At 39.4% G+C, this 20,837-nt stretch carries 15 protein-coding genes; 4 read left to right on the plus strand and 11 right to left on the minus strand.

All coding sequences use genetic code 11. The features are described from left to right. Window positions 1–10 precede the first annotated feature (10 nt). From GLW08_RS18255 to GLW08_RS18270, 4 genes are all read right to left on the minus strand, one after another. Window positions 11–787, minus strand: coding sequence for an Ldh family oxidoreductase (locus GLW08_RS18255; protein WP_160850076.1), 777 nt, complete (start codon window positions 785–787; stop codon window positions 11–13). A 2-nt stretch (window positions 788–789) separates the two neighbouring features. Further along, window positions 790–1,800, minus strand: a complete 1,011-nt coding sequence (locus GLW08_RS18260; protein WP_160850077.1) for a membrane dipeptidase — start codon at window positions 1,798–1,800, stop codon at window positions 790–792. A 7-nt stretch (window positions 1,801–1,807) separates the two neighbouring features. Next, window positions 1,808–3,520, minus strand: coding sequence for a hypothetical protein (locus GLW08_RS18265; protein WP_160850078.1), 1,713 nt, complete (start codon window positions 3,518–3,520; stop codon window positions 1,808–1,810). 222 nt (window positions 3,521–3,742) lie between these two features. Further along, a complete protein-coding gene (locus tag GLW08_RS18270) occupies window positions 3,743–4,708 on the minus strand; it encodes a ring-cleaving dioxygenase (protein ID WP_160850079.1) in 966 nt (321 codons plus the stop codon). Window positions 4,709–5,013: 305 nt separating this feature from the next. Between GLW08_RS18270 and GLW08_RS18275 the strand changes: the two genes are divergently transcribed. After that, window positions 5,014–6,714, plus strand: coding sequence for a serine hydrolase (locus tag GLW08_RS18275; RefSeq protein WP_160850080.1), 1,701 nt, complete (start codon window positions 5,014–5,016; stop codon window positions 6,712–6,714). Window positions 6,715–7,131: 417 nt separating this feature from the next. Continuing rightward, window positions 7,132–9,891 (plus strand): phosphoenolpyruvate carboxylase, encoded by a 2,760-nt coding sequence (ppc, locus tag GLW08_RS18280; RefSeq protein WP_160850081.1) that lies wholly within the window; start codon window positions 7,132–7,134, stop codon window positions 9,889–9,891. Between the two features lie 58 nt (window positions 9,892–9,949). On the opposite strand, the gene GLW08_RS18285 is transcribed toward ppc, so the two are convergent. Then, the gene (locus tag GLW08_RS18285; protein ID WP_160850082.1) at window positions 9,950–11,053 is read right to left on the minus strand and encodes a metal ABC transporter solute-binding protein, Zn/Mn family; all 1,104 of its coding nucleotides are present in this window, start codon (window positions 11,051–11,053) and stop codon (window positions 9,950–9,952) included. A gap of 148 nt (window positions 11,054–11,201) precedes the next feature. Further along, window positions 11,202–11,621 carry a Fur family transcriptional regulator gene (locus GLW08_RS18290; RefSeq protein ID WP_337193962.1) on the minus strand — a complete coding sequence of 140 codons (420 nt, stop codon included), beginning with the start codon at window positions 11,619–11,621 and terminating at the stop codon, window positions 11,202–11,204. Window positions 11,622–12,367: 746 nt separating this feature from the next. Here GLW08_RS18290 and GLW08_RS18295 point away from each other — a divergent pair. After that, window positions 12,368–12,640: a permease gene (locus tag GLW08_RS18295; RefSeq protein ID WP_337194026.1), complete on the plus strand. Its 273-nt coding sequence runs from the start codon at window positions 12,368–12,370 to the stop codon at window positions 12,638–12,640. A gap of 343 nt (window positions 12,641–12,983) precedes the next feature. On the opposite strand, the gene GLW08_RS18300 is transcribed toward GLW08_RS18295, so the two are convergent. The 3 genes from GLW08_RS18300 to GLW08_RS18310 all read right to left on the minus strand — a co-directional run bounded on the left by GLW08_RS18300 (window position 12,984) and on the right by GLW08_RS18310 (window position 15,628). Next, window positions 12,984–14,099 carry an NAD(P)/FAD-dependent oxidoreductase gene (locus tag GLW08_RS18300; protein WP_160850085.1) on the minus strand — a complete coding sequence of 372 codons (1,116 nt, stop codon included), beginning with the start codon at window positions 14,097–14,099 and terminating at the stop codon, window positions 12,984–12,986. Window positions 14,100–14,178: 79 nt separating this feature from the next. Then, the gene (locus GLW08_RS18305) at window positions 14,179–14,631 is read right to left on the minus strand and encodes a pyridoxamine 5'-phosphate oxidase family protein (protein WP_202410201.1); all 453 of its coding nucleotides are present in this window, start codon (window positions 14,629–14,631) and stop codon (window positions 14,179–14,181) included. Window positions 14,632–14,707: 76 nt separating this feature from the next. Next, entirely contained in the window at window positions 14,708–15,628 is a 921-nt protein-coding gene (locus GLW08_RS18310) for an NAD(P)/FAD-dependent oxidoreductase (RefSeq protein WP_202410202.1), read from the minus strand. A 279-nt stretch (window positions 15,629–15,907) separates the two neighbouring features. Between GLW08_RS18310 and GLW08_RS18315 the strand changes: the two genes are divergently transcribed. Continuing rightward, window positions 15,908–16,771, plus strand: a complete 864-nt coding sequence (locus GLW08_RS18315; RefSeq protein ID WP_160850087.1) for a hypothetical protein — start codon at window positions 15,908–15,910, stop codon at window positions 16,769–16,771. A 363-nt stretch (window positions 16,772–17,134) separates the two neighbouring features. On the opposite strand, the gene glmS is transcribed toward GLW08_RS18315, so the two are convergent. Both glmS and glmM read right to left on the minus strand, forming a co-directional pair. Continuing rightward, window positions 17,135–18,940, minus strand: coding sequence for a glutamine--fructose-6-phosphate transaminase (isomerizing) (gene glmS / locus GLW08_RS18320; protein ID WP_160850088.1), 1,806 nt, complete (start codon window positions 18,938–18,940; stop codon window positions 17,135–17,137). Between the two features lie 537 nt (window positions 18,941–19,477). Continuing rightward, window positions 19,478–20,827 carry a phosphoglucosamine mutase gene (glmM, locus tag GLW08_RS18325; RefSeq protein WP_160850089.1) on the minus strand — a complete coding sequence of 450 codons (1,350 nt, stop codon included), beginning with the start codon at window positions 20,825–20,827 and terminating at the stop codon, window positions 19,478–19,480. Between the last annotated feature and the right edge of the window lie 10 nt (window positions 20,828–20,837).

The following is a 20,837-nucleotide window of genomic DNA, read 5'->3' on the forward strand; positions in this document are numbered from 1 at the left end:
ATAATCCTCCTTATCTATTTGCGTGTTCTCCCGTTCCAAATAACCTGGATTGTTCTGTAGACTCAACCAGTACATTCTTAGCTTCTTTGTATAACTTGCCCCAAAGCGTTTCTTCAACGAGCGCCCCGTATTTTCTTGATTGCTCCCAAATCCGTTCATGTTCTTCAAAAGATAAGATTGTATCAAATAAGTTTTGCTCTAAAATATAGTTAATAGCTCGTTTTAAATCCTTCTTTTCTGTTGTAGCTTGAAGTACATAATCATAGGATTCAAAGGATAATTGATGCCATTCCGGTAAAGCCATTTCTACACTATCTCCCGACAACACTACTGGATGAGGGTCACCAGGAAATGCAAATGCCCAATAAGGAATTCCATTTTCATACCAATGAACTACCCCACCCCTACCTCTTTTGGCTATTCGAACTGCTTCATAAGCTAAAAGGTGAGTTGTAGTGGAAGATTGGATATACCCATGGATGGTTTGAGGTGAATCGACAAGTTTTGATTCAACTAAATCCAGTGCAATTTTAGCTAACACATAATCTGGAAATCCTGCACCATCCACCCTTATTAGGTGGTCTGAATCATGCAAAAGTTCTATTTGATGAATTTCTCTTCTTTTTAAGTCATCCATCCCCTGTTCAAGAATCTCCACCCCCCCGTACCCAACACACTCAGACCATGTTATTAATTCTGCACAATCCTCTCGACAACCAAATGGTAAACCACATGATTCAAACACTTTCCGACACAATTCAAATAATTCCTGATAGGTTACTTTCATATTTACATCTCCTTCTGCCTCAAGAAACCTTCATCAAAAAAGCGATACCAGTTTCCACCCATGACAGATTCAACTTCAGCTTCCTTCAAGCCTCTTTCGAGCAAACCTTGGGAGATATTTGGAAAATCTGCTGGTCCCTTAAACCAAGTTGGCCATGTAGGCCACGAAGGGTTATTAGCTGAACCCGCACCATAATCCATTTCATGTGTCCACCTCCCCATTCTCATCCAATGTAAAAAGTCATCAGACATATTAAGAGTCAGGTCTGTTCCAATCGCAACTTGCTTAACTCCCATAAAGTCGATCGTTCTAACAATTAAATCTACAAACTCCTCCAAAGGTGTCTCAGAACCACTTATCAAATGAGGATATGCACAAAGACCAAGGATCCCATTATTGTCTTTTAATGCCTGTAACACTTCAGGTGATTTATTCCGTTTACTTGGATAGATCCAATCAGGGTTTGCATGAGTAATTGCTACAGGGCGTTGACTATGATGGATAGCATCAAGAGACGTTTGCTCTCCTACGTGCGAAAGGTCAATGACCATGCCTACTCTATTCATTTCTTCTACCACTAGCTTTCCATATCGAGAAAGCCCAGAGTCCCTAGCTTCATAGCAACTACTTCCAATTAAGTTCTGATTGTTATAGGTGAGTTGCATTATTTTAATACCTAGTTGTTCAAACACTTCAACCAACCCTAATTCATCTTCTAAGGAAGAAGTATTTTGAGTACCTAAGATAATACCAATTTTCCCTTCAGCATTTGCTTTAAGGATATCCTCTCCTCGTCGTACAGGGATAACGAGATCGCTATGCTTTTGGAAGAATTGATACCATCCTGAAACTTTACTTAAGGTCTCTCTAGCATTCTCCCAAAGCACACAGCACGCATGGACACAAGATACCCCTCCTTTTTTCAACTCTAGTAAGAATTCACGATCCCACTTACTCAATTCAAGACCATCAATCACCATCATGTTTTGTTTTGATAGATTTTGATCACTCATAAAATATTCAGCCCTCCAATTTTGGTATTTTTGGAAAAATCCATTTCGGTTGATTGATAGCAGTAAAATCTTTAATAAGGGGAGCCCCTTGGAATAAGGTGATTCGAACCCAACGATTTGACTTAGGGTCAAAGCGCTCTCCACCAAAAAAGGATAGCTTACAGCGCATTAAAAAGATGGGAACCATATTCTTATCGAGTAAATTTCCTCTAATTTCCCCATAATCATAATTCTCCAATGATTGAATGCGGCGTATTATCCCCTTGTATTCCGGATAACGAAAAACAAAAGTAGCAACCTTTTCTGTATAATCACGATCTTGTAGAAGAAAAGATACCTTTTGAACAAGTTCGGCAATATTCATTGGCATCTCATGCTCATCTCCTGGCTCTTCTCCCCTAACAGCAATTCTCGGCTCTTCTTTATCTACAGATCGATACCAAAAGTAATATTTTTCATCAGGGTTTGAAAAATCAAATGAAAATACCCACTGATAATGATTATTTATTAGCCCTAATAGTTCACCAATAGTCATACTTGGGTTTAGTTCCATTTCTTCGTTCACAACTGTGTATTGTTCAAGCTCTTCATTCTTTTCAGGATATATTTCTATCATCATTGTATTTAGAACTTCTTGAGCTTCAACTGAAAGAGCAGAAGATATTTGCTCAATAATCGGTAGCCATTGTGTATCCTCAGGGACATGATCGCTATGAATAAAATCTTCGAGATGCTGTCGAACAATCTGTAAATCTCCGGCTATTGATTCACCATCCTCAAATACTCCCGTTTTTTGAACTGGATAATGAGCGAAATAATGAATGGCTCTATCAAGCCAATCTATAAGGGAATTAATCTTTTCCTCTGTCATAGGTTCTACTTTTGACCTTGCTAATGAGAGTTCCCTAAGATAAATCCATTGATGAATAAGTTTAGGATGATAAATTAAAAAAGGTACCATACCAAGACCCGTTGCATTACCAATACCAAGAAAGCGTTTAATACGATCATCTAATGTTGAAGCTTGGGGATTTTGACATTTGGCAATATGCTCGACTATATCGAAACTAAACTGCCTAAGCATATATGCAGTAAACAGTTGTGCGCTAAAAGCTCCATGAAGGGGATGATCACCCTTCATTTTTTCAAACGGAGCTACCCCGAATTTTCCGTTTGCATAAAAAGCGGTACTTCTAACGATATACCCAACCTTAGCTAGCGCTTCAGGGTCTGGTTGCTGCTCTGATGTAAGCGCATTCACAATATGCTGAAATATTCGTGAACTCCGATTCGCCCTAGACCAAACTAAATCTTGGACAGTCCCTCTCCCTAGTTCTTGCTTCGGTAGTTCACGTTTTAAGTCTTCAATCTTTTCTTCAGATAGTACTCCTTCACATAAAGCAAATGTAATATCCCATTTCTCCGAAATAACCCGATCACTACGTTCATACTCATCGATATCCTGTGAAACGACTACAAAGGAAAAAGTTCCAGCAGGTGTTCTGATATAATAAATTGCTTCCCCATGACCATTATGGTCTAAATTAAAACGATGTTGATCAATACTCCACTTCTCCCTCATTGCTCGTCTTAGTATGATGCGAGCAAAACTTAAGCTTGTCATTCGGAATGCACCAATTCTTTCTGGCTTCATCACTTCACGTGCTGGTCGTATCGCATCCTCAATTCCATAGTGGAAATGAGCTTTTGAAAGAGCCATATTATCACCTCCATAAATTCCGTTAAACGGAATTATATTTCGTTATGTGGTTTTAACTCTAGAGTATAGTCTATTTACTTTAAGGTCAATAGATATAAACTGATTTTTTTGAGTTTTCTGATATATGTAGGTGCCACATTAATCCATAAAAAATCCCGGCATAAAGTAGTATGTGCCGAGACTTTTGTACCTTATATTACTTACACTTAAACGAACTTACTATTATAGCGTCAATGGCCTTAACTTCTTCTCTATTTCCTCACGATTCTTCTCCAAAAACGGAGGTAATGACAAGTTTTCACCTAATGATTCAACAGATTCATCAATATCAAATCCTGGTGTGTCTGTTGATAATTCAAATAAAATCCCATTAGGTTCCCTGAAGTATAAGGCTTTGAAGTAAAAACGATCAACTTTGCCGGAATTCATCATACCTGTTTGCTGAATACGTTTCACCCATTCTGCATGTTCATCCTCATCTGGCACACGGAAGGCTACATGGTGAACGCCTCCGCGCCCTAGTTTTTCTGGGGATAAATCAGGTCGAGTTTGGATGTGAACCTCTGCTCCCGCTCCCCCTTCACCAGTGGTGTACACTTCTACATCTGGAAAGTCACCTTCAAGAGAAGGATACGAATCCGCATAACGGAAGCCTAGAACATCCTGTAACACCTTAGCTGTTGGTTTTGAACTTCTCACTCTTAATAACACAGGACCTAACCCAACAATTCCGTATTCTTTAGGAACTTCTGTCTCATCCCATGCTTCACCGGCATGGACGCCTTGTTCATCGTTATCAGCTACTAGAATTAATTGCGTTCCTTCAAAATCTTGAAAGGCTAACGTATCACGATTGGCCCTCTTTTTAATTTCTTCATGTTCCACATTGTATGCTTCAAATCGTTTTCGCCAATAATCCAGTGCTTCTGTAGTTTTCACTCTTAGAGAAGTACTTGTGATACTGGAAACCCCTGTATACGTTTGACCAAGACCAGGTATGTCAAAGAATGTTAATTCCGTTCCTGGACTTCCTTTAGCATCACCATAAAATAAATGATACGTACTCGTTTCATCTTGGTTCACACTTTTTTTCACTAAACGCATGCCTAATATCTTTGTATAAAATTCAAAATTTCGTTCTGCTTTCCCCGTTAATATAGAAACGTGATGAATTCCTAATAAATTCATTTTCATCATCCTAACGAAAATATTTTTAATTATCTCGAATTCAAAGTAATGATAAAATACATTTGTTTTTCGGTCAACTATTTAGATCCGAAACAAAATATATGTCTAAATTTTCAAAATAATTATATGGTATTAGTCGATATTCCTCACAAAAACGCCAATATTGATGATGTATGAGTCAAAATTGGTATAGACGTCTATATTGGAATTCCGATACACTTTAGGTAGTAAATGTAAGCGCTTGTATATTTCGAAAAGGAATAACTTCGTTTCATTTATATTTTCTTACATTAGGAGGTTATTATGTGAAAAGAAAAACGGTATCTATTATTCTGTCTACTGTTCTTGTTTCGTCATTGGTTACACCTATTACAGGTAACGCAGCAAATGGACCCACTATAGAAAATCATCATAAGAAAAATCCACATCAGTCCTCCCAACAAGCTCACCCTAATTTTACATGGAATAATCCCGGACCCTCATCTCCTGTTTTACACCCTGGTTCCATTCGTGGTTCTGGGTTACGAAAGGAGCCACTTCAAGACATTGACACCATGATTCGTAATGCGATTGATGATCAGGTCATGCCTGGTGCCGTTGCACTTGTTGCTCGAAGGGGTCAAGTCGTGAAGCATGATGCATATGGCTACGCTGCAAAGTATAAAAATAACGAATTTACTGAATTAGAACATCCTCAACAGATGGAGAAAAACACTGTATTTGATTTAGCCTCTATCAGTAAACTTTTTACCACTACTGCTGCAATGACCTTATATGAAGAAGGAAAATTTGAACTGGATGATCCCGTAGCAAAATACATCCCCGAATTTGCAACAAATGGAAAAGAAAATGTTACGATTGAACAACTCATGACCCATACTTCTGGATTTAAACCATGGATTCCACTTTATACAATAGAAGGTGATCGAGAGGATCGCCTGCAACATGTATATAAACAACCTCTGCAATCAGAGCCAGGTAAGGAATATACATACAGTGACCTCAACATGATTACCCTTGGAGCTCTTGTAGAAGAGTGGTCTGGAATGCGTCTTGATCAATATGTTGAAAAAGCTATCACCAAACCACTCGGAATGAAGGAAACGATGTACAACCCACCATCTTCATTAAAAGATCGCATTGCTGCAACCGAATATCAACCTTGGACAGATCGAGGGCTGGTTTGGGGAGAAGTCCATGATGAGAATGCTTGGTCCCTTAATGGTGTAGCAGGACATGCAGGGGTGTTTTCTACAGCTTCAGACCTTGCAACATTTGCTCACATGTTTGTGATGGACGGCCGTTATGGCGGAGAACGTATATTAGAACCAGAGACTGTCGATCTTTTAACGGAGAACCGAATACCTGAATTTCCTGGAGATGATCATGGACTAGGTTGGGAGCTTCAGCAAGATTGGTTTATGGATGGTCTCTCTGAAAGCAATACGCTAGGGCATACAGGGTACACTGGTACCTCCATTGTTGTTAGCCCTACAAACAAAACCGTTGCCATTCTACTAACCAATAGAGTTCACCCAACACGTAACACTGTTTCCACAAGTCCTACAAGGCGAAAATTCGCACGAAATGTAGCCGATTCCATACCAGTATCCATTCCTAACAAAGGAGAAGCTTGGTTTTCTGGATATGGTAACAATGAAACCAAACATTTAACTGCTGAAATCAATGTAGATCAAAATGCTACACTTACCTTCGACACCTGGTATCGTATCGAACCTGAAGCTGATGTTGGAAAAATAGAAATTTCTAGCAATGGCACCGATTGGACACAATTAGACCAAACGTTTACTGGAACGAGTGGTGATTGGGATTCCATCAAGGTTGCATTACCAAAAGACACCTCTCACCTTCGCTTTACGTATGAAACAGATTACTCCGTAAATCGCCGAGGATGGTATATTCATCAACCAGAACTCGTTACAGAGCAAGGCAATACAACTCCACTCCACTTAAACAGCGAGAAATGGACAAAACGATCGTATTAAGTAAAGCTCGGGGTGCCCACTGCTGCCCGCAATACGTGGATTCATTCGATGTTGTTGACTTATCGTAAGGAGGAGTAGGAAGTCTGCTAGATGCTGGCGCTAGATATAAATGCAAAAACGTACGCTTTCTTTGCTTATTATGAAGACAGAGAGCCTTGGAAATAACCAAGGCTCTCTATTTATATGTTTGAATTCTATGATTATAAAGGAAAGGTTGAGTAGAATATAAACTTAGGTATTTTTACTACAGCAAAGGTATTGGGAACTTTTCCATATCAATGCGAGATGATTCACGACCGAATCATCTCATTTTGTTATCATTTCTTACTAAATATCTTCATTTGTGATATCATCAATATTATCATTAAGAAGATTATGAAAATTGCTTCATACAAATAGATTTAGGAAGGTGAACATATGTCAACTCAAACACAGATAGATGATAGTACTAGTCCCCTAAGGAGAGACGTCAATAAACTCGGCCATATGCTTGGTGACCTTCTTGTCCATCATGGAGGAAACGAACTTTTAGATAAGGTAGAGAAAATCCGTACATTGACGAAAGCTCTTCGGAAGCATTTCGATCAAGATACGTATCAGTCATTGAAAAGGGAAATCGAATCGCTCGAACCACCTATGCGACAACAAGTGATTCGTGCCTTTTCCGTTTATTTCCACCTCGTTAATATTGCAGAGCAAAACCACCGTATTCGCCGACGCCGAGATTATCAACTTTCCGGCGATGATACTGTACAGCCCTTCTCCTTACAAAGCGCCGTACAGGCTTTAAAACGTAATGACACATCTGAAGACGTGATTCAGAATGTTTTAGACCAGCTCTCACTTGAGTTAATTATTACAGCACACCCAACGGAAGCAACAAAACGCTCCGTGCTTGAAATTCAAAAACGAATCGCCAATCTTCTAAAGCAACTGGACAATCCTATGCTTACGAAAAGTGAACGTGAAAAAATGGAGGAAAGCCTATTCAATGAAGTTACCGTTCTATGGCAAACGGATGAACTACGTCACCGTAAACCAACGGTAATGGATGAAGTACGAAATGGTCTTTATTATTTTGATGAGACACTATTTGATGTACTCCCTGATGTCCATCAAGAATTAGAGGATTGCTTGGAAGAACAATACCCATATGCTGAATGGGATGTACCTAACTTCCTTCGATTTGGGTCCTGGATTGGGGGCGACCGTGATGGAAACCCTAATGTAACTCCAGAAATCACATGGGAAACATTACAAAAACAAAGAAACCTTGCACTTACGAAGTACGATGAAGTACTTGTGGAACTAATGAAGCGATTCAGCCACTCCACTACTCGCGTATCCGTAAGTGAGGAACTCATTACTTCTGTAAAAACCGAAGAAGAACTAATCTCTAATGACAAAAGATGGAGAGCAGAACAAGAGATTTATCGCCGTAAATTCGCGATTGTTCTTGAAAAGCTACGAAACGTTGGTCATTCTTCGTTAGGATATAAATCAGCAGAGGAACTTTTAGAAGATTTATACGTCATTCAACGAAGCGTTAAGCAACATCAACCGACTGAGCGAGAACTTAAAATGTTGCATAAGCTTATTCGGCAAGTGCAATTGTTTGGCTTCCACCTCGCCACACTGGATATACGTAACCATAGCGGAGAGCATGAATCAGCTATTACCGAAATTCTACACAAAGTGAATATTACGGAAGACTATAGTGCCCTTTCTGAGCAAGAAAAAATTAATGTTCTTAAGAATGCTTTGGAAGACCCTCGTCCAATCACATTATTAAATGATGATTATACTGAAGACACACAAGAGATGTTGAAGGTATTCCAAACGATTCGTGCTGCCCATGAAGAGTTTGGAAAACGCTCCATTGAAGTGTACCTTATCAGTATGACGGAATCCGTTAGTGACATTCTTGAAGTATTAGTACTTGCGAAGGAAGCTGGCATTTATCGTCTTCATCCAGATGGGACAGTAGAAAGTAGCATTAATGTCGCACCACTCCTTGAGACGGTAGATGACTTAGTGGCTGGACCTGAAATTCTTAAGACGTTATTTGATATGGATGTGTACAAAAACCATCTACAGCAAAGAGGTAACCTTCAAGAAATTATGCTAGGTTACTCTGATGGCAGTAAAGATGGTGGAACGTTAACCGCTAACTGGAAACTTTACAAAGCCCAACAAGAAATCCATGAAATGGCTAAGGCATATAACGTGAAGCTGAAGTTCTTTCATGGCAGAGGTGGTTCTTTAGGACGTGGTGGTGGACCGCTAAACCGCAGTCTTCTATCCCAGCCTGCTGAAACACTAGGTGATGGTGTGAAAATTACCGAGCAAGGCGAGGTTCTATCCTCTCGTTACATGCTGAAAGATATAGCCTACAGAAGCTTAGAGCAAGCCGCTTCTACATTATTGGAAGGAGCTGCACACATCTCGGAAGAATCGGAACAAGGACACCATCGCGAAAAAGAATGGGAAAATGCAATGGAAGCAATAGCAAATACATCCCTAAAGAAATATCAATCCCTTGTATTTGGCGATCCCGATTTCTTAACGTACTTTAATGAGGCTACTCCTTTACAAGAGCTAAGTGAATTAAATATCGGTTCAAGACCAATGAAACGTAAAGATAGTAACAAATTTGAAAACCTGCGTGCGATTCCTTGGGTTTTTGCCTGGACACAAAACCGTCAGCTTATTCCGGCATGGTACGCTGCCGGAACAGGTTTACAAAGCTTTGCATCAGAAAGTGACGAGAACCTCAAGTTGTTGCAACAAATGTATATCAACTGGCCATTCTTCCGCTCCACCATTGATAACTTACAGATGGCCTTAACAAAAGCAGATATGCAAACAGCTCAGGAGTATATCACACTGGTACAAGATCAAGAAATGGGAGAACGTATTTTCCAAAACATCGTAGAAGAATACAACAAAACAAAAGATGTTTTACTACAAGTCACAGGTGATGACGAATTGTTGGATCAACAACAAACCATCCAAGAATCTGTCCGTCGTCGTAACCCTTACGTAGATCCGCTCAATTTCTTACAAGTGCAGTTAATCAAAGAATTACGAACAGAGAAAATCACCGGTGATGAATTACTCACAGAAGCACTTCTTACTATTAGCGGCATCGCAGCCGGCTTACGCAATACAGGTTGATAATTTAGGAAACCAACACTAACACCCCCGTATCTTTAATAGATACGGGGGTGTTTCTTTAGTTACTTAACGCTTTTTCCAATGTGTTCAAATTTTTTTTCATTAAACTAAAGTAGTCTTCGTTGTTCTCCATATCTTTCTCGGTTAAAACAGATAGATTATGAAGCCGTAATGATTCCGCACCAATTTCTTTTTGAATAACTTCTGCTATTTTAGGAGTTACATTTTGTTCGAATATCACATATTCTAATTCATATTTTTTTGATTTCTCGATAATTCTTTCTAGTTGTTGTTGTGATGGTTCCTGTGAAGGAGACAAACCGGCAATAGCCACTTGTTCCACACCGTATGCTTCTTCCCAATATCCATAGGCAGCATGAGAAACGAGTATCTTGTTTTGAGACTTATTTTCGATGGTTTCGTGATATTGTTCATCCAGATTCTTTAAGCGCTCCTCCAACTTCTCAAAATTCTTTTCAAAATCGTCCTTTGCTTCAGGCTTCAACGAAGACAGTTGATCCTTTATGTTCTCTGCTAATGGAATTGCCTTAGTAGGATCAAGCCATACATGGGGGTCTTTATCACCATGATTGTCTCCTTCTTCTTTATGGGTTTGTTCTTCATGATTATGGTTTTCTTCTTCGCCTGGTTGTTCTTCATGACCATGGCTTTCTTCTTCGCCTGATTGTTCTTCATGACCATGGCTTTCTTCTTCCCCTGATTGTTCTTCATGACCATGGCTTTCTTCTTCCCCATGGGTGTGTCCTATTAAATCCACACCATTGGATGCTTCTAAAATAGATACGTCTTCATTTTTAAGAGATTCAGAGATGCTTTCTGCATATGCTTCTAAGCTTGCGCCATTATAAATAAATAAATCCGATTTAGAAATGTTCACCATTGTTTTCGATGTCGGTTCAAAAGTGTGAGGGTTAGCTCCTGCAGGCAATATAGATTGTACCTCTACGTGATTACCCCCAATTTTTTCAGTAAAATCTTGGAGTGGATATAACGTTGTATAGATTGTTAGCTTATCAGTGTTAGAATCTCCTGAGTTCGCATTCTCTCCATCTTCTTGCGTTGTATTTGTCTGATTATCAACACCACACGCCACCATTAAAAACAGTAACCCTAACGAGATTATATATCCAAGTTTTCTCACTATTTTCCCCTCCAATTAAGTAAGTACAAAACAATATTATCGTAATCATTACGGATTGTAAATAGTAATAATTACGTTTTGTGTGCATAGATTGAATAGACGTTTGGCAAAAGGGCAAAAAAATAAACCAGTATCATATACTACTGGCTTACTTACATGCAGGGCAATGTCCATACACTTCAAATTTATGATTTTCTATTTCATGATTTGGAAGATTCTCTTTCACATTATCCATAGGGCACATGTTAATTGGCGTGGTTTTCCCACACTCAGTACAAATGAAATGGTGATGGTGCCCGTGTGTCTCACAATGGAATCGAAAGTGTTTCTCGCCATCAAGTGTGGTGGACTCCAATATTTCTAGTTCAGCCATTTTATATAAATTTCGATAAGCGGTATCATAACTAGCCCCAGAAAATTCTTCTTTAAAATTTGCCCATAGTTGCTTAACAGACACGTATTGATCATGATTTTCTAATAAATCAAGCAGTACTTCTCTCTGTTTCGTATGCTTGTACCCATTTTCCTTTAATATTTGCAAAGCTTCATTTGTATTCAATGGAATCACCCTTTATCTTCAACACACTATTTTAGCATCATTCATATATTACACATTTATTAAGAAAGAACAAAAGCGCAAGCGCCCGTTTAGCGACGTACAAACTGCTGCTATAGGATGTGGGTTGGTTCGATGTTGCTACGTGATGTAGCAATTTTAATCGAACTTCACCTGATTCCGTAGGAGATAAAGGAAACTCGAAGAGCGCAAGCGATCCGATGTTGACTTACCGTAAGGAGGTGCAGGAAGTTTGCTAGTCGCTGGGCTCTTGAGCTGGACATGGCTACATCACTTTATCAAAGGTATCCACAACCTTAATCCGTTTATAATTTCCTAGAAGAAAAAAACCATTCATTTTTACGCCAAACGATAGTAAGATAATAGCAACCACTTAAATTGTAATCATTACTTTTTGGAGGTGGGTTTGCTCTGATATCTAAAATTGTTTAACCTTTCATCGCTCTATTCGCTTATATAACTCTTATTTTAATCATTATAACATTTTTTATCGGTAATTTTGTTCCGATAGAATCGTATTTGCACATCCCTCAAAAAGTATTAGACATTAATAAGATTTTTTTAAGTATTTTTCTTGAGGCTAGTCCCTTTGTCCTTTTAGGTGTTTCATATCTGCCCTTATCCAAACATTCGTAAACGAAAGTCATTTACAATGATTCATACCTAGGAACGCTATTTTAGCGGTTGTTCCTGCAGTAGCTATTGGTGCCATAATCCCGGTTTGTTAATGTGCAATTGTGCCTACCGTTCGAAGGCTTCTTCAAAAAGGTATGCCTTTGCACGTAGGATTAGTCATACTTGTTTCAGCTCCTGTATTAAACCCTATCGTCTATCTTTCAACTTATTATGCCTTTCAATCTACTCCTGGAATCGCACACGCTAGGATGGGACTTGCCTTTTTAGTCGCATTGGCAATCGGTTTGCTTATTTACTTCTTCTTTGGTAATCTGAATCAATTAAAAGAGGAGAAGTCTACTTCTACCTTCCAAATCTACGCCTACACAATCTGAGAATGGTTCTTCCGCTTCTAACGACAAGAAGATGAGTGGGATGAAGAAGATTATGCTATAGAGAGTGCTGTCATTACGCCAAAAGAACTCTATCCTGTTTTATATAAGACACTACTGTCTAGTGACCATAAACCTTGAACCTGATCAATATATTGGAACAATCAACCTAATTGAAGAAAAACCTCACTCCTTTAAAGGGAAGGAGGTTAAGGTAAAGGGGTAAAGAAAAGTGCATGTGCTGGAGTTAGGCTAATTTATCATCTCAACTCATAAATAAAGTCCCTATGTCGTGTGAACGCTTTTTACATCGTTCTATACATATAGGGACTTCTCAATATACATATTATTCCTCAAAGGCACCTTCTACATCAAAGTCATGTAAGTTAATCTCTGTTGATTTTCCAAGCGCAACATTAGCAAGCTCCGCTCCCAAATATGGACCGCTCGTTAAACCAGAAGCTCCTAAACCATTGGCAACCAGCAAACCGCTCACGTTTGGAACCGAGCCTATAACTGGAAGTGACCCTGGGGTAAAAGGTCTAAAACCCACCTTGGTTTCTACATAGGTACTAGATTCTAAGCCAGGAGCGACATTCAAAGCTTTTTCGATAATGTGGTTTACACTACCCGCCGTTACTCTGAGATCGCGACCTACATTACTTTCCTGTGTTGCCCCTACAACCACTTTTCCATCTTCAAACGTGAGTAAATATTGACTGTAAGGAGCCATTACAACAGGCCACTGACCCGTATCAGTGTCTGGCAATTGAAGATGGACAATCTGTGCCTTTTGCTCCGTCACTTGAAACTTCATTCCTAATGGTTCCAATAACTCCTTGGACCACGTTCCACCTGTGACAAGCACTTTATCAGCATACATACCTGTTTCATTTACCTTAACACCAGTGATTGTGTTCCTTTCAAATAAAAGAGAAGCCTCACCTTCGATAAATGTTGCACCGTGCCTTTTTGCACCTCGAATCAACGCATTGCGTAAAGCAGCTCCATTCACCCGTGCAGCTCCACCTATATGTACTGCACCATATATATCAGATAATGGTGGAAACAGTGCCTTCGTTTCCGTTGCTGATAGTTTTGATACTTCTCCCATTTCAGGAGTAGACTTTAGCCGTTCCAGCGCCAATTCATATTTTTTTTGGAGTCGATCTTCACCAGAAAAGATATTGATGGCTCCCACTTGGGAATACCCTGTTTCCGTTTCCCCTTCTGCTTCTAACTCTTCAATCAAAGAAGGATAGTATTTCGCTCCTGCCTTTACTAAGTGATACCAAGGCTTATTTGCTCTATTAGTCAACCAAGGACACACAATACCTGCAGCTGCTTCTGTTGCCTGACCAGGGTCATTTCGATCAACTAGCGCTACCTTCGCACCTTGTTTCGCCAAGTGATAGGCTGTTGAGGCTCCTAATATCCCTGCTCCTATTACGATATATGTCATATGTTTAACCCTTTTCTTTTAAAGTCTCTTGTTGTATCACTTATTTTACAAGACTATATAAGGCATCTCAATGTAGTGTTTACAAATCAATGCTTGGTTCAAATGATTGATCTCGTACCACAACAGTCTCAGGTACGACTTTAATGAGTATATTACTGTCCCCAAGATGCTTAAACCGCTCATCCCAACTCCCTTCATTGATCCCTAGATATTTACGCAATAACCGTTTTGCAAGTTCTGCATCGAACGGTTCCACTGTTCCATGACCTCGAAACCCTACGTGCAAGACCTTGCCACTTTTCACATCAAAATCAACGATACCAACCGCGCAAGCAGAGTGATTTTCTATTCTTCCCGGGAAACTATCAGAGGAAGGCGTACCAATAATCCATATGCATTGATCCTCCCAATGGAACCACACCGGAGAATCCTTAGGTACATCGTTCTCTACTGTAGATAAATGTGCAAACAGTGGCTTCTTAAGAAATTCATCCAAATCATAATGGCCTCTACTATTACGAATAATCTCCATTATTATACCTCCATATTACAATGTTGTACTTCCGAGGATAACATGAATGGACATAAATTCCTTTTACCTTGTTCTACTACCCAGGCATATTCCACTCTTCTTCCACAAGTTTATGATTAATGGAAACACCTACTTCATACCCCTCACCAGCCGCTCCAACTAATCCCGAGAATGCGTGTGTAGCATCTCCTATCACATATAACCCTGGCACACACGTTAAACCATGAGGATCTGTTTCATACCCTCCATGATGATTGTACGGGACACCTAACATCTCCGGAATAGTTGAACTTTGGGTAGCGTCTACGTTCATAATGAACCCAGCAGAACGTTTAAATACTTCTCCATCCTCCAAGATGATGCTCTTTAGGAAACCGTTAGTAGATGAAACCTCTTTAATATGACCGTCTATCACGTCAATGTTATAGGTGTTCAGCTTTTCTAAATCCGAGACACTCCAATTCGTAGGTCCATTTGTAAACACAAGAAGATCCTTGCTCCAATTTGCAATAAGCTTTGTAAAATCAACCAGCTTCTCTCCTTGCCCAAACACCGCTAACGGCTCATCCCGATGTTCCCATCCATCGCAATATGGACAAGGAAATACAGACTTTCCGTACACCTCTTGTAAACCTGGAATAGAAGGGAGATGGTCCTTCATGCCAGTTGCTATTATCACTTTCTTACCTATATACCTCGAACCTGACTGTGTATGTATGGTAAAGATACTTTCTTCAGGCTCTATTCGAATCACAATATCTCCTTTAATGGAAACGGACTCATACTTCATTAGTTGATGTATGGAAATATCTCTAAATTCTTTTGGTGTTATACCATCACGAGTTAAAAAGCCATGTGAATGAAGCGTAACAGCATTACGAGGCTTCCCTGCATCAATGAGCAAAACCTTCCGACGTGATCGTCCTAATACAAGAGCAGCACTCATCCCAGCAGGGCCACCACCTACGATAACTACATCATGTGTAAGTTGGGCCATCTTTTTCACCTCATTTAAAATCACATGTTCATGTTTGTATTGTGCACGATATAGTCTTAATCAATTGTTGAACTACTATGCAACGTACCCCTTTTTCATAAGCATTGATAAACTACTCAGATTCCATTTTCACTATAAACTTGAGATACCAACAGTTTTCTAACATTCTCATATTTTCAATAACTTTTATTCGTTATGATGTTCCCGGAATAATCTGAAACTTCCTGTACATTTACACGTACACATTTATAAATAGTCACACAAGTGGAGGAACATTGTATGAAAACATTCATTCACCGCTTAAAAATTATACTTGGATGGATTATTATTGGATATTCCATAGCTATGGGGATTACTTCTATGACCATAGATGATAATTCAATCGCTACTAGAATCATCATGTACATCTTAATCGGTATAATCCCGGGTATTATAGGGGGATTGCTACTAAAAGGTAAGAAGCAATTTATGCAATCTTTATGGCAATATGTAAGGTATTACACTTTCATTACGCTTTTTATCCCTTTTGCCATACTGTTATTTGACAACTACACAAATTGGAAAGAAAGTATCATCTCCCACCCAAGTGATATTTATTTAGCTTTACATTCTGCAAAATGGGTAAGTTATACCGAATTGGCACTATTATTCCTTACATTCCTTCTCTTAGCTCCTGTTTATGTTAAAGGCTGGAACTGGCTTCCAAAAGGAACGAGAAAAATCTTAATTGTGCTGTTCATCGTTACTCCTGTTTTTTTATTTGTAACAAAAGAAGATTATCAGTCTATAAGAGAAGAGGGAATTGTTATTTCCAGTTTTGGAAATCAAGAAGAGATTTCTTGGGGAAACATAAAAAAGGTAGAATTAGTTAGTTATATAGGAAGTGATGGATTACCATCTCGATCTATTCCTATTCCAGAACAAGAATTTATGTGGAAATTCGTTTTTTATCAATCGACAGGAGAAACGCACGAGTTCAGATTTGGCTATTCTGTTTCCAATTCGAAAGCAGCTTTAGACATTAAACAAACCATTCTAGATCATGACCTCCCACTTAAGCTGGATCAATTAACAGAAAAAGAATGGAAGTTTGTTCAATTGGATATGAATGAATATCCGAATGGCAAGAAAGATTTCTATTAACTATTTCAGTATAACCCAGAGACAGATCGTTACTACCAACAAGGTTCTTAGCAATCAGTAGAATCTCAATCTACAGATTAAAAGCTCAGGGCACTCGGTTAGCGACGTATATGTTGCTGCGTGAGGCGGGTCTACAGGAGGTAGGTCAATTCGATGTTAACTTATCATACGGAGGCGAGGGAAGCATACTAGTCGATGGGCGCTGGAGCTGGACGTGGCCACATCATTTTATCAAAGTTAGCCACTACCTTAACCCGTTTATAGTACGCTAGACACCAAAAAAGGGTTACTCTATACGAGTAACCCTTTTCTTTAATGAGTTTATCTTCTTATCAATCTATAAAAATACAATTCTCTATGGTCTTATTCCACTGTTACACTCTTAGCTAGATTTCTTGGCTTATCTACATCACAGTCACGGTGTAGTGCTGCGTAGTATGCGATCAGTTGCATTGGGACAACGGATACTAATGGCGTTAGCAATTCGTGTACCTCTGGAATGACGAATGTATCGCCTTCTTGATCTAAGCCTTTCATGCTAATGATGCAAGGATTGGCTCCACGTGCTGCTACTTCTTTCACATTACCACGAATAGAGTAGTTCACGTTTTCTTGTGTAGCTAGTGCTACAACCGGGGTTCCTTCTTCAATTAGTGCGATGGTTCCATGTTTCAGTTCTCCACCAGCAAATCCTTCTGCTTGAATATAAGAAATCTCTTTTAGTTTAAGAGCTCCTTCAAGTCCAACGTAGTAGTCTACACTGCGTCCGATAAAGAAGCAGTTTCGCGTTGTTGGCAAGAAATCAGCAGAAATTTGTTCTATTTCTTCTTTTTGATCACATAGTGCTTCCATTGCATTGGCAGCAATACCTAATTGCTTCATAGGGTTGAATTCAAGCTCAATGCCTTTTGCTTGGGCTGTATCAACCGCTAGAATCGCTAACACCGCCATTTGAGCTGTATATGCTTTAGTAGAAGCAACTGCGATTTCTGGTCCAGCATGTAAGTGTAGCGTGTAATCCGCTTCACGAGAAAGGGTAGAGCCAGGTACGTTTGTAATCGTTAGTGCTGGATAGCCTTTAGCTTTTGTTTCCACAAGTACAGCACGGCTGTCTGCTGTTTCACCACTTTGAGAGATAAACACAAATAACGGATTATCTGAGATGAGTGGCATGTTGTAAGAAAACTCACTTGCCACATGTACCTCTACTGGTGTTTGTGCAAGTTTCTCGATAAATTGCTTTCCAATTAAACCAGCGTGATAACTTGTTCCACACGCAATAATATACACTCGATCACATTTGGTCATAGCCTGACGTACATCTGGATCTAATTTAATTTGATCGTTTTCGTCTTGATATTCTTGGATGATTTTACGAATAACAAAAGGTTGCTCGTCAATTTCCTTGAGCATGAAATGTGGGTATGTTCCTTTTTCGATGTCGCTTTCATCAATTTCAGCGGTAAATGGTTCACGGTCTACTTTTGTACCATCTAATTTTTGAATCTCTACTTCTTCGCGACGTACGATAACAATCTCTTTATCCTCTAATTCTACGAACTGATCGGTAACCTGAAGCATAGCCATAGAGTCACTTGAAACAACATTAAAACCGTCTCCAAGTCCCACAAGCAATGGACTTTTGTTCTTAGCTACATAAATTGTGTTCGGATCCTCTTGATCAATAATCCCAACAGCATAAGAACCTTTCATTAGAGAGATTGCTTTACGGAATGCTTCCTGCACATCTCCTAGCTCGTGGTAGAGGTTTTCTACAAGCTGTACAATAATCTCAGTATCTGTTTCACTCTTCATATCAACATCTGATAGATACTCACGTTGTACATCTTCATAGTTTTCAATAACGCCATTATGAACAATAGTAAATCGACCAGACGCGCTTTGATGAGGGTGGGCGTTCTCATAGCTCGGCGCACCATGTGTTGCCCAGCGGGTATGGCCAATTCCCATTGTTGCACGTACTTCTTTCTTCTCTACCTCTTCACGAAGTGCAGCAATACGACCTTTGACTTTCGTTATATGGATTCCATCTTCATTTAATTGTGCAATTCCTGCTGAATCATAACCACGGTATTCCAGTTTACCTAAGCCTTTTAGTAAAATCTCTGTTGTATCCTGTGTTCCAATATATCCGACAATTCCACACATAGTGTTGTTTCCTCCTTATAATAAGGGGCAAACAACTCAACCTATCTAACGGGGCAAGCGTTTGCCCCTTTCTCATGATCCGCTTTTAGAATACGATCTTCATAACACCTTGCTTCCATCTTTTGTGCAAAGAGTCACCCCTTTGTTTTAAGATCAAAACGTATCGGTTGAGGTGTTATCAACCGGGAGGCATCCGCCGATCATCGATGAACCTCCTCCTCGTCAACTATTTTCATTGCGTTCTGAAAATAGTCCAGGCGCTTTACTATATGATTTACATTCTTTCGTATCATCTCCCTTCTATTGTGATGTTGCTTTTACTGCATCTCCAATCCTTCTTAACCTTTTAAAAAGGACTTTAAACTACAGAATGAAGACAAGCAATTTACATTTTATACTAGTCCTATTTATTGGTCAATTATTATTTCTTACAACTTTATTGCTTACGCCCTCTACTACTAAAGTAATGGAAAGTGATCTTCTATATAAAAATATGCGTAGTTAACACGAAAAGTGCTAACTACGCATCATTCGTTATTATTCCTTCATTCCTAATTCATCTTCTACAACCTGAACTACCTTGCTTACATATTTTTCGCAATCCTCTTCCGTCGGAGCTTCAACCATGACACGTACTAATGGTTCGGTCCCAGAAGGTCTCACAAGAACGCGACCATGTTCGCCCATCTCTTCCTCCACGACTTCAATTGCTTCCGTAATACGTTCGTTGGTGAACACGCGTTGTTTATCAATAACGCGAACATTCTTTAACACTTGCGGATACTTTTTCATTTCTGCAGCAAGTTCAGATAATGGCTTCTGCGTTTCTTTCAATACGTTTACTAACTGAAGTGCAGATAATAAGCCATCACCAGTCGTATTATAATCTAGGAAAATGATATGACCTGATTGCTCGCCTCCAAGGTTATATCCACCACGTATCATCTCTTCCATTACATAACGGTCTCCAACTGAGGTCTTATCACTCTTCATACCATGGGATTCTAACGCTTTATAAAAACCAATATTACTCATTACAGTAGAAACAACAGTGCTATGATTTAAGCGACCTTTTTCATTCAAGTGCTTTCCACATATAAACATAATTTGGTCCCCGTCAATGATATTCCCTTTCTCATCAACTGCAATCAATCGGTCCCCGTCTCCATCAAATGCAAGACCAATGTCCGCTCCTTTTTCCTTCACAAAAGATTGTAATGTTTCAGGGTGTGTAGAGCCAACACCATCATTAATATTCAAACCGTCTGGAGAAGAACCAATCGATGACAGTTCAGCTTCTAGATCAGCGAATAAGTGAGATGCGATAGATGACGTGGCACCATGAGCGCAATCCAATGCAATATGAAGACCATCAAAGTCATAATCAATACTCTGCTTCAGGTATTGTAAATATTTTTGACCACCTTCAAAGTAATCGTTAATTTGACCTACATCGCCACCAGTTGGACGTGGTAACTGATCTTCTTCTTGGTCCATTAATGCTTCAATTTCATTTTCTTGTTCATCATTTAGCTTGAAGCCGTCTGGCCCAAAAAACTTAATTCCGTTGTCCTCTACAGGATTATGGGATGCTGAAATCATAACTCCAGTGGCAGCACCAAGAGCTTTTGTTAAATAAGCAACTCCTGGGGTTGAGATAACTCCCAAACGCATCACTTCTGCGCCAATCGATAAAAGACCTGCAGTTAAAGCGTTCTCTAGAAGTTGACCAGAAATTCTTGGGTCACGACCAACTAAGATTTTTGGCTTAGACGTTTCTTTTGTTAGTACATACCCACCATAACGTCCAACTTTAAAAGCTAGTTCTGGTGTTAATTCTTGATTGGCTACTCCGCGAACTCCATCTGTTCCAAAATATTTTCCCATCTTCAATCGC

The sequence above is a fragment of the Pontibacillus yanchengensis genome, assembly GCF_009856295.1.
In the GTDB taxonomy this organism is placed as follows: Bacteria; Bacillota; Bacilli; order Bacillales; family BH030062; genus Pontibacillus; species Pontibacillus yanchengensis_A.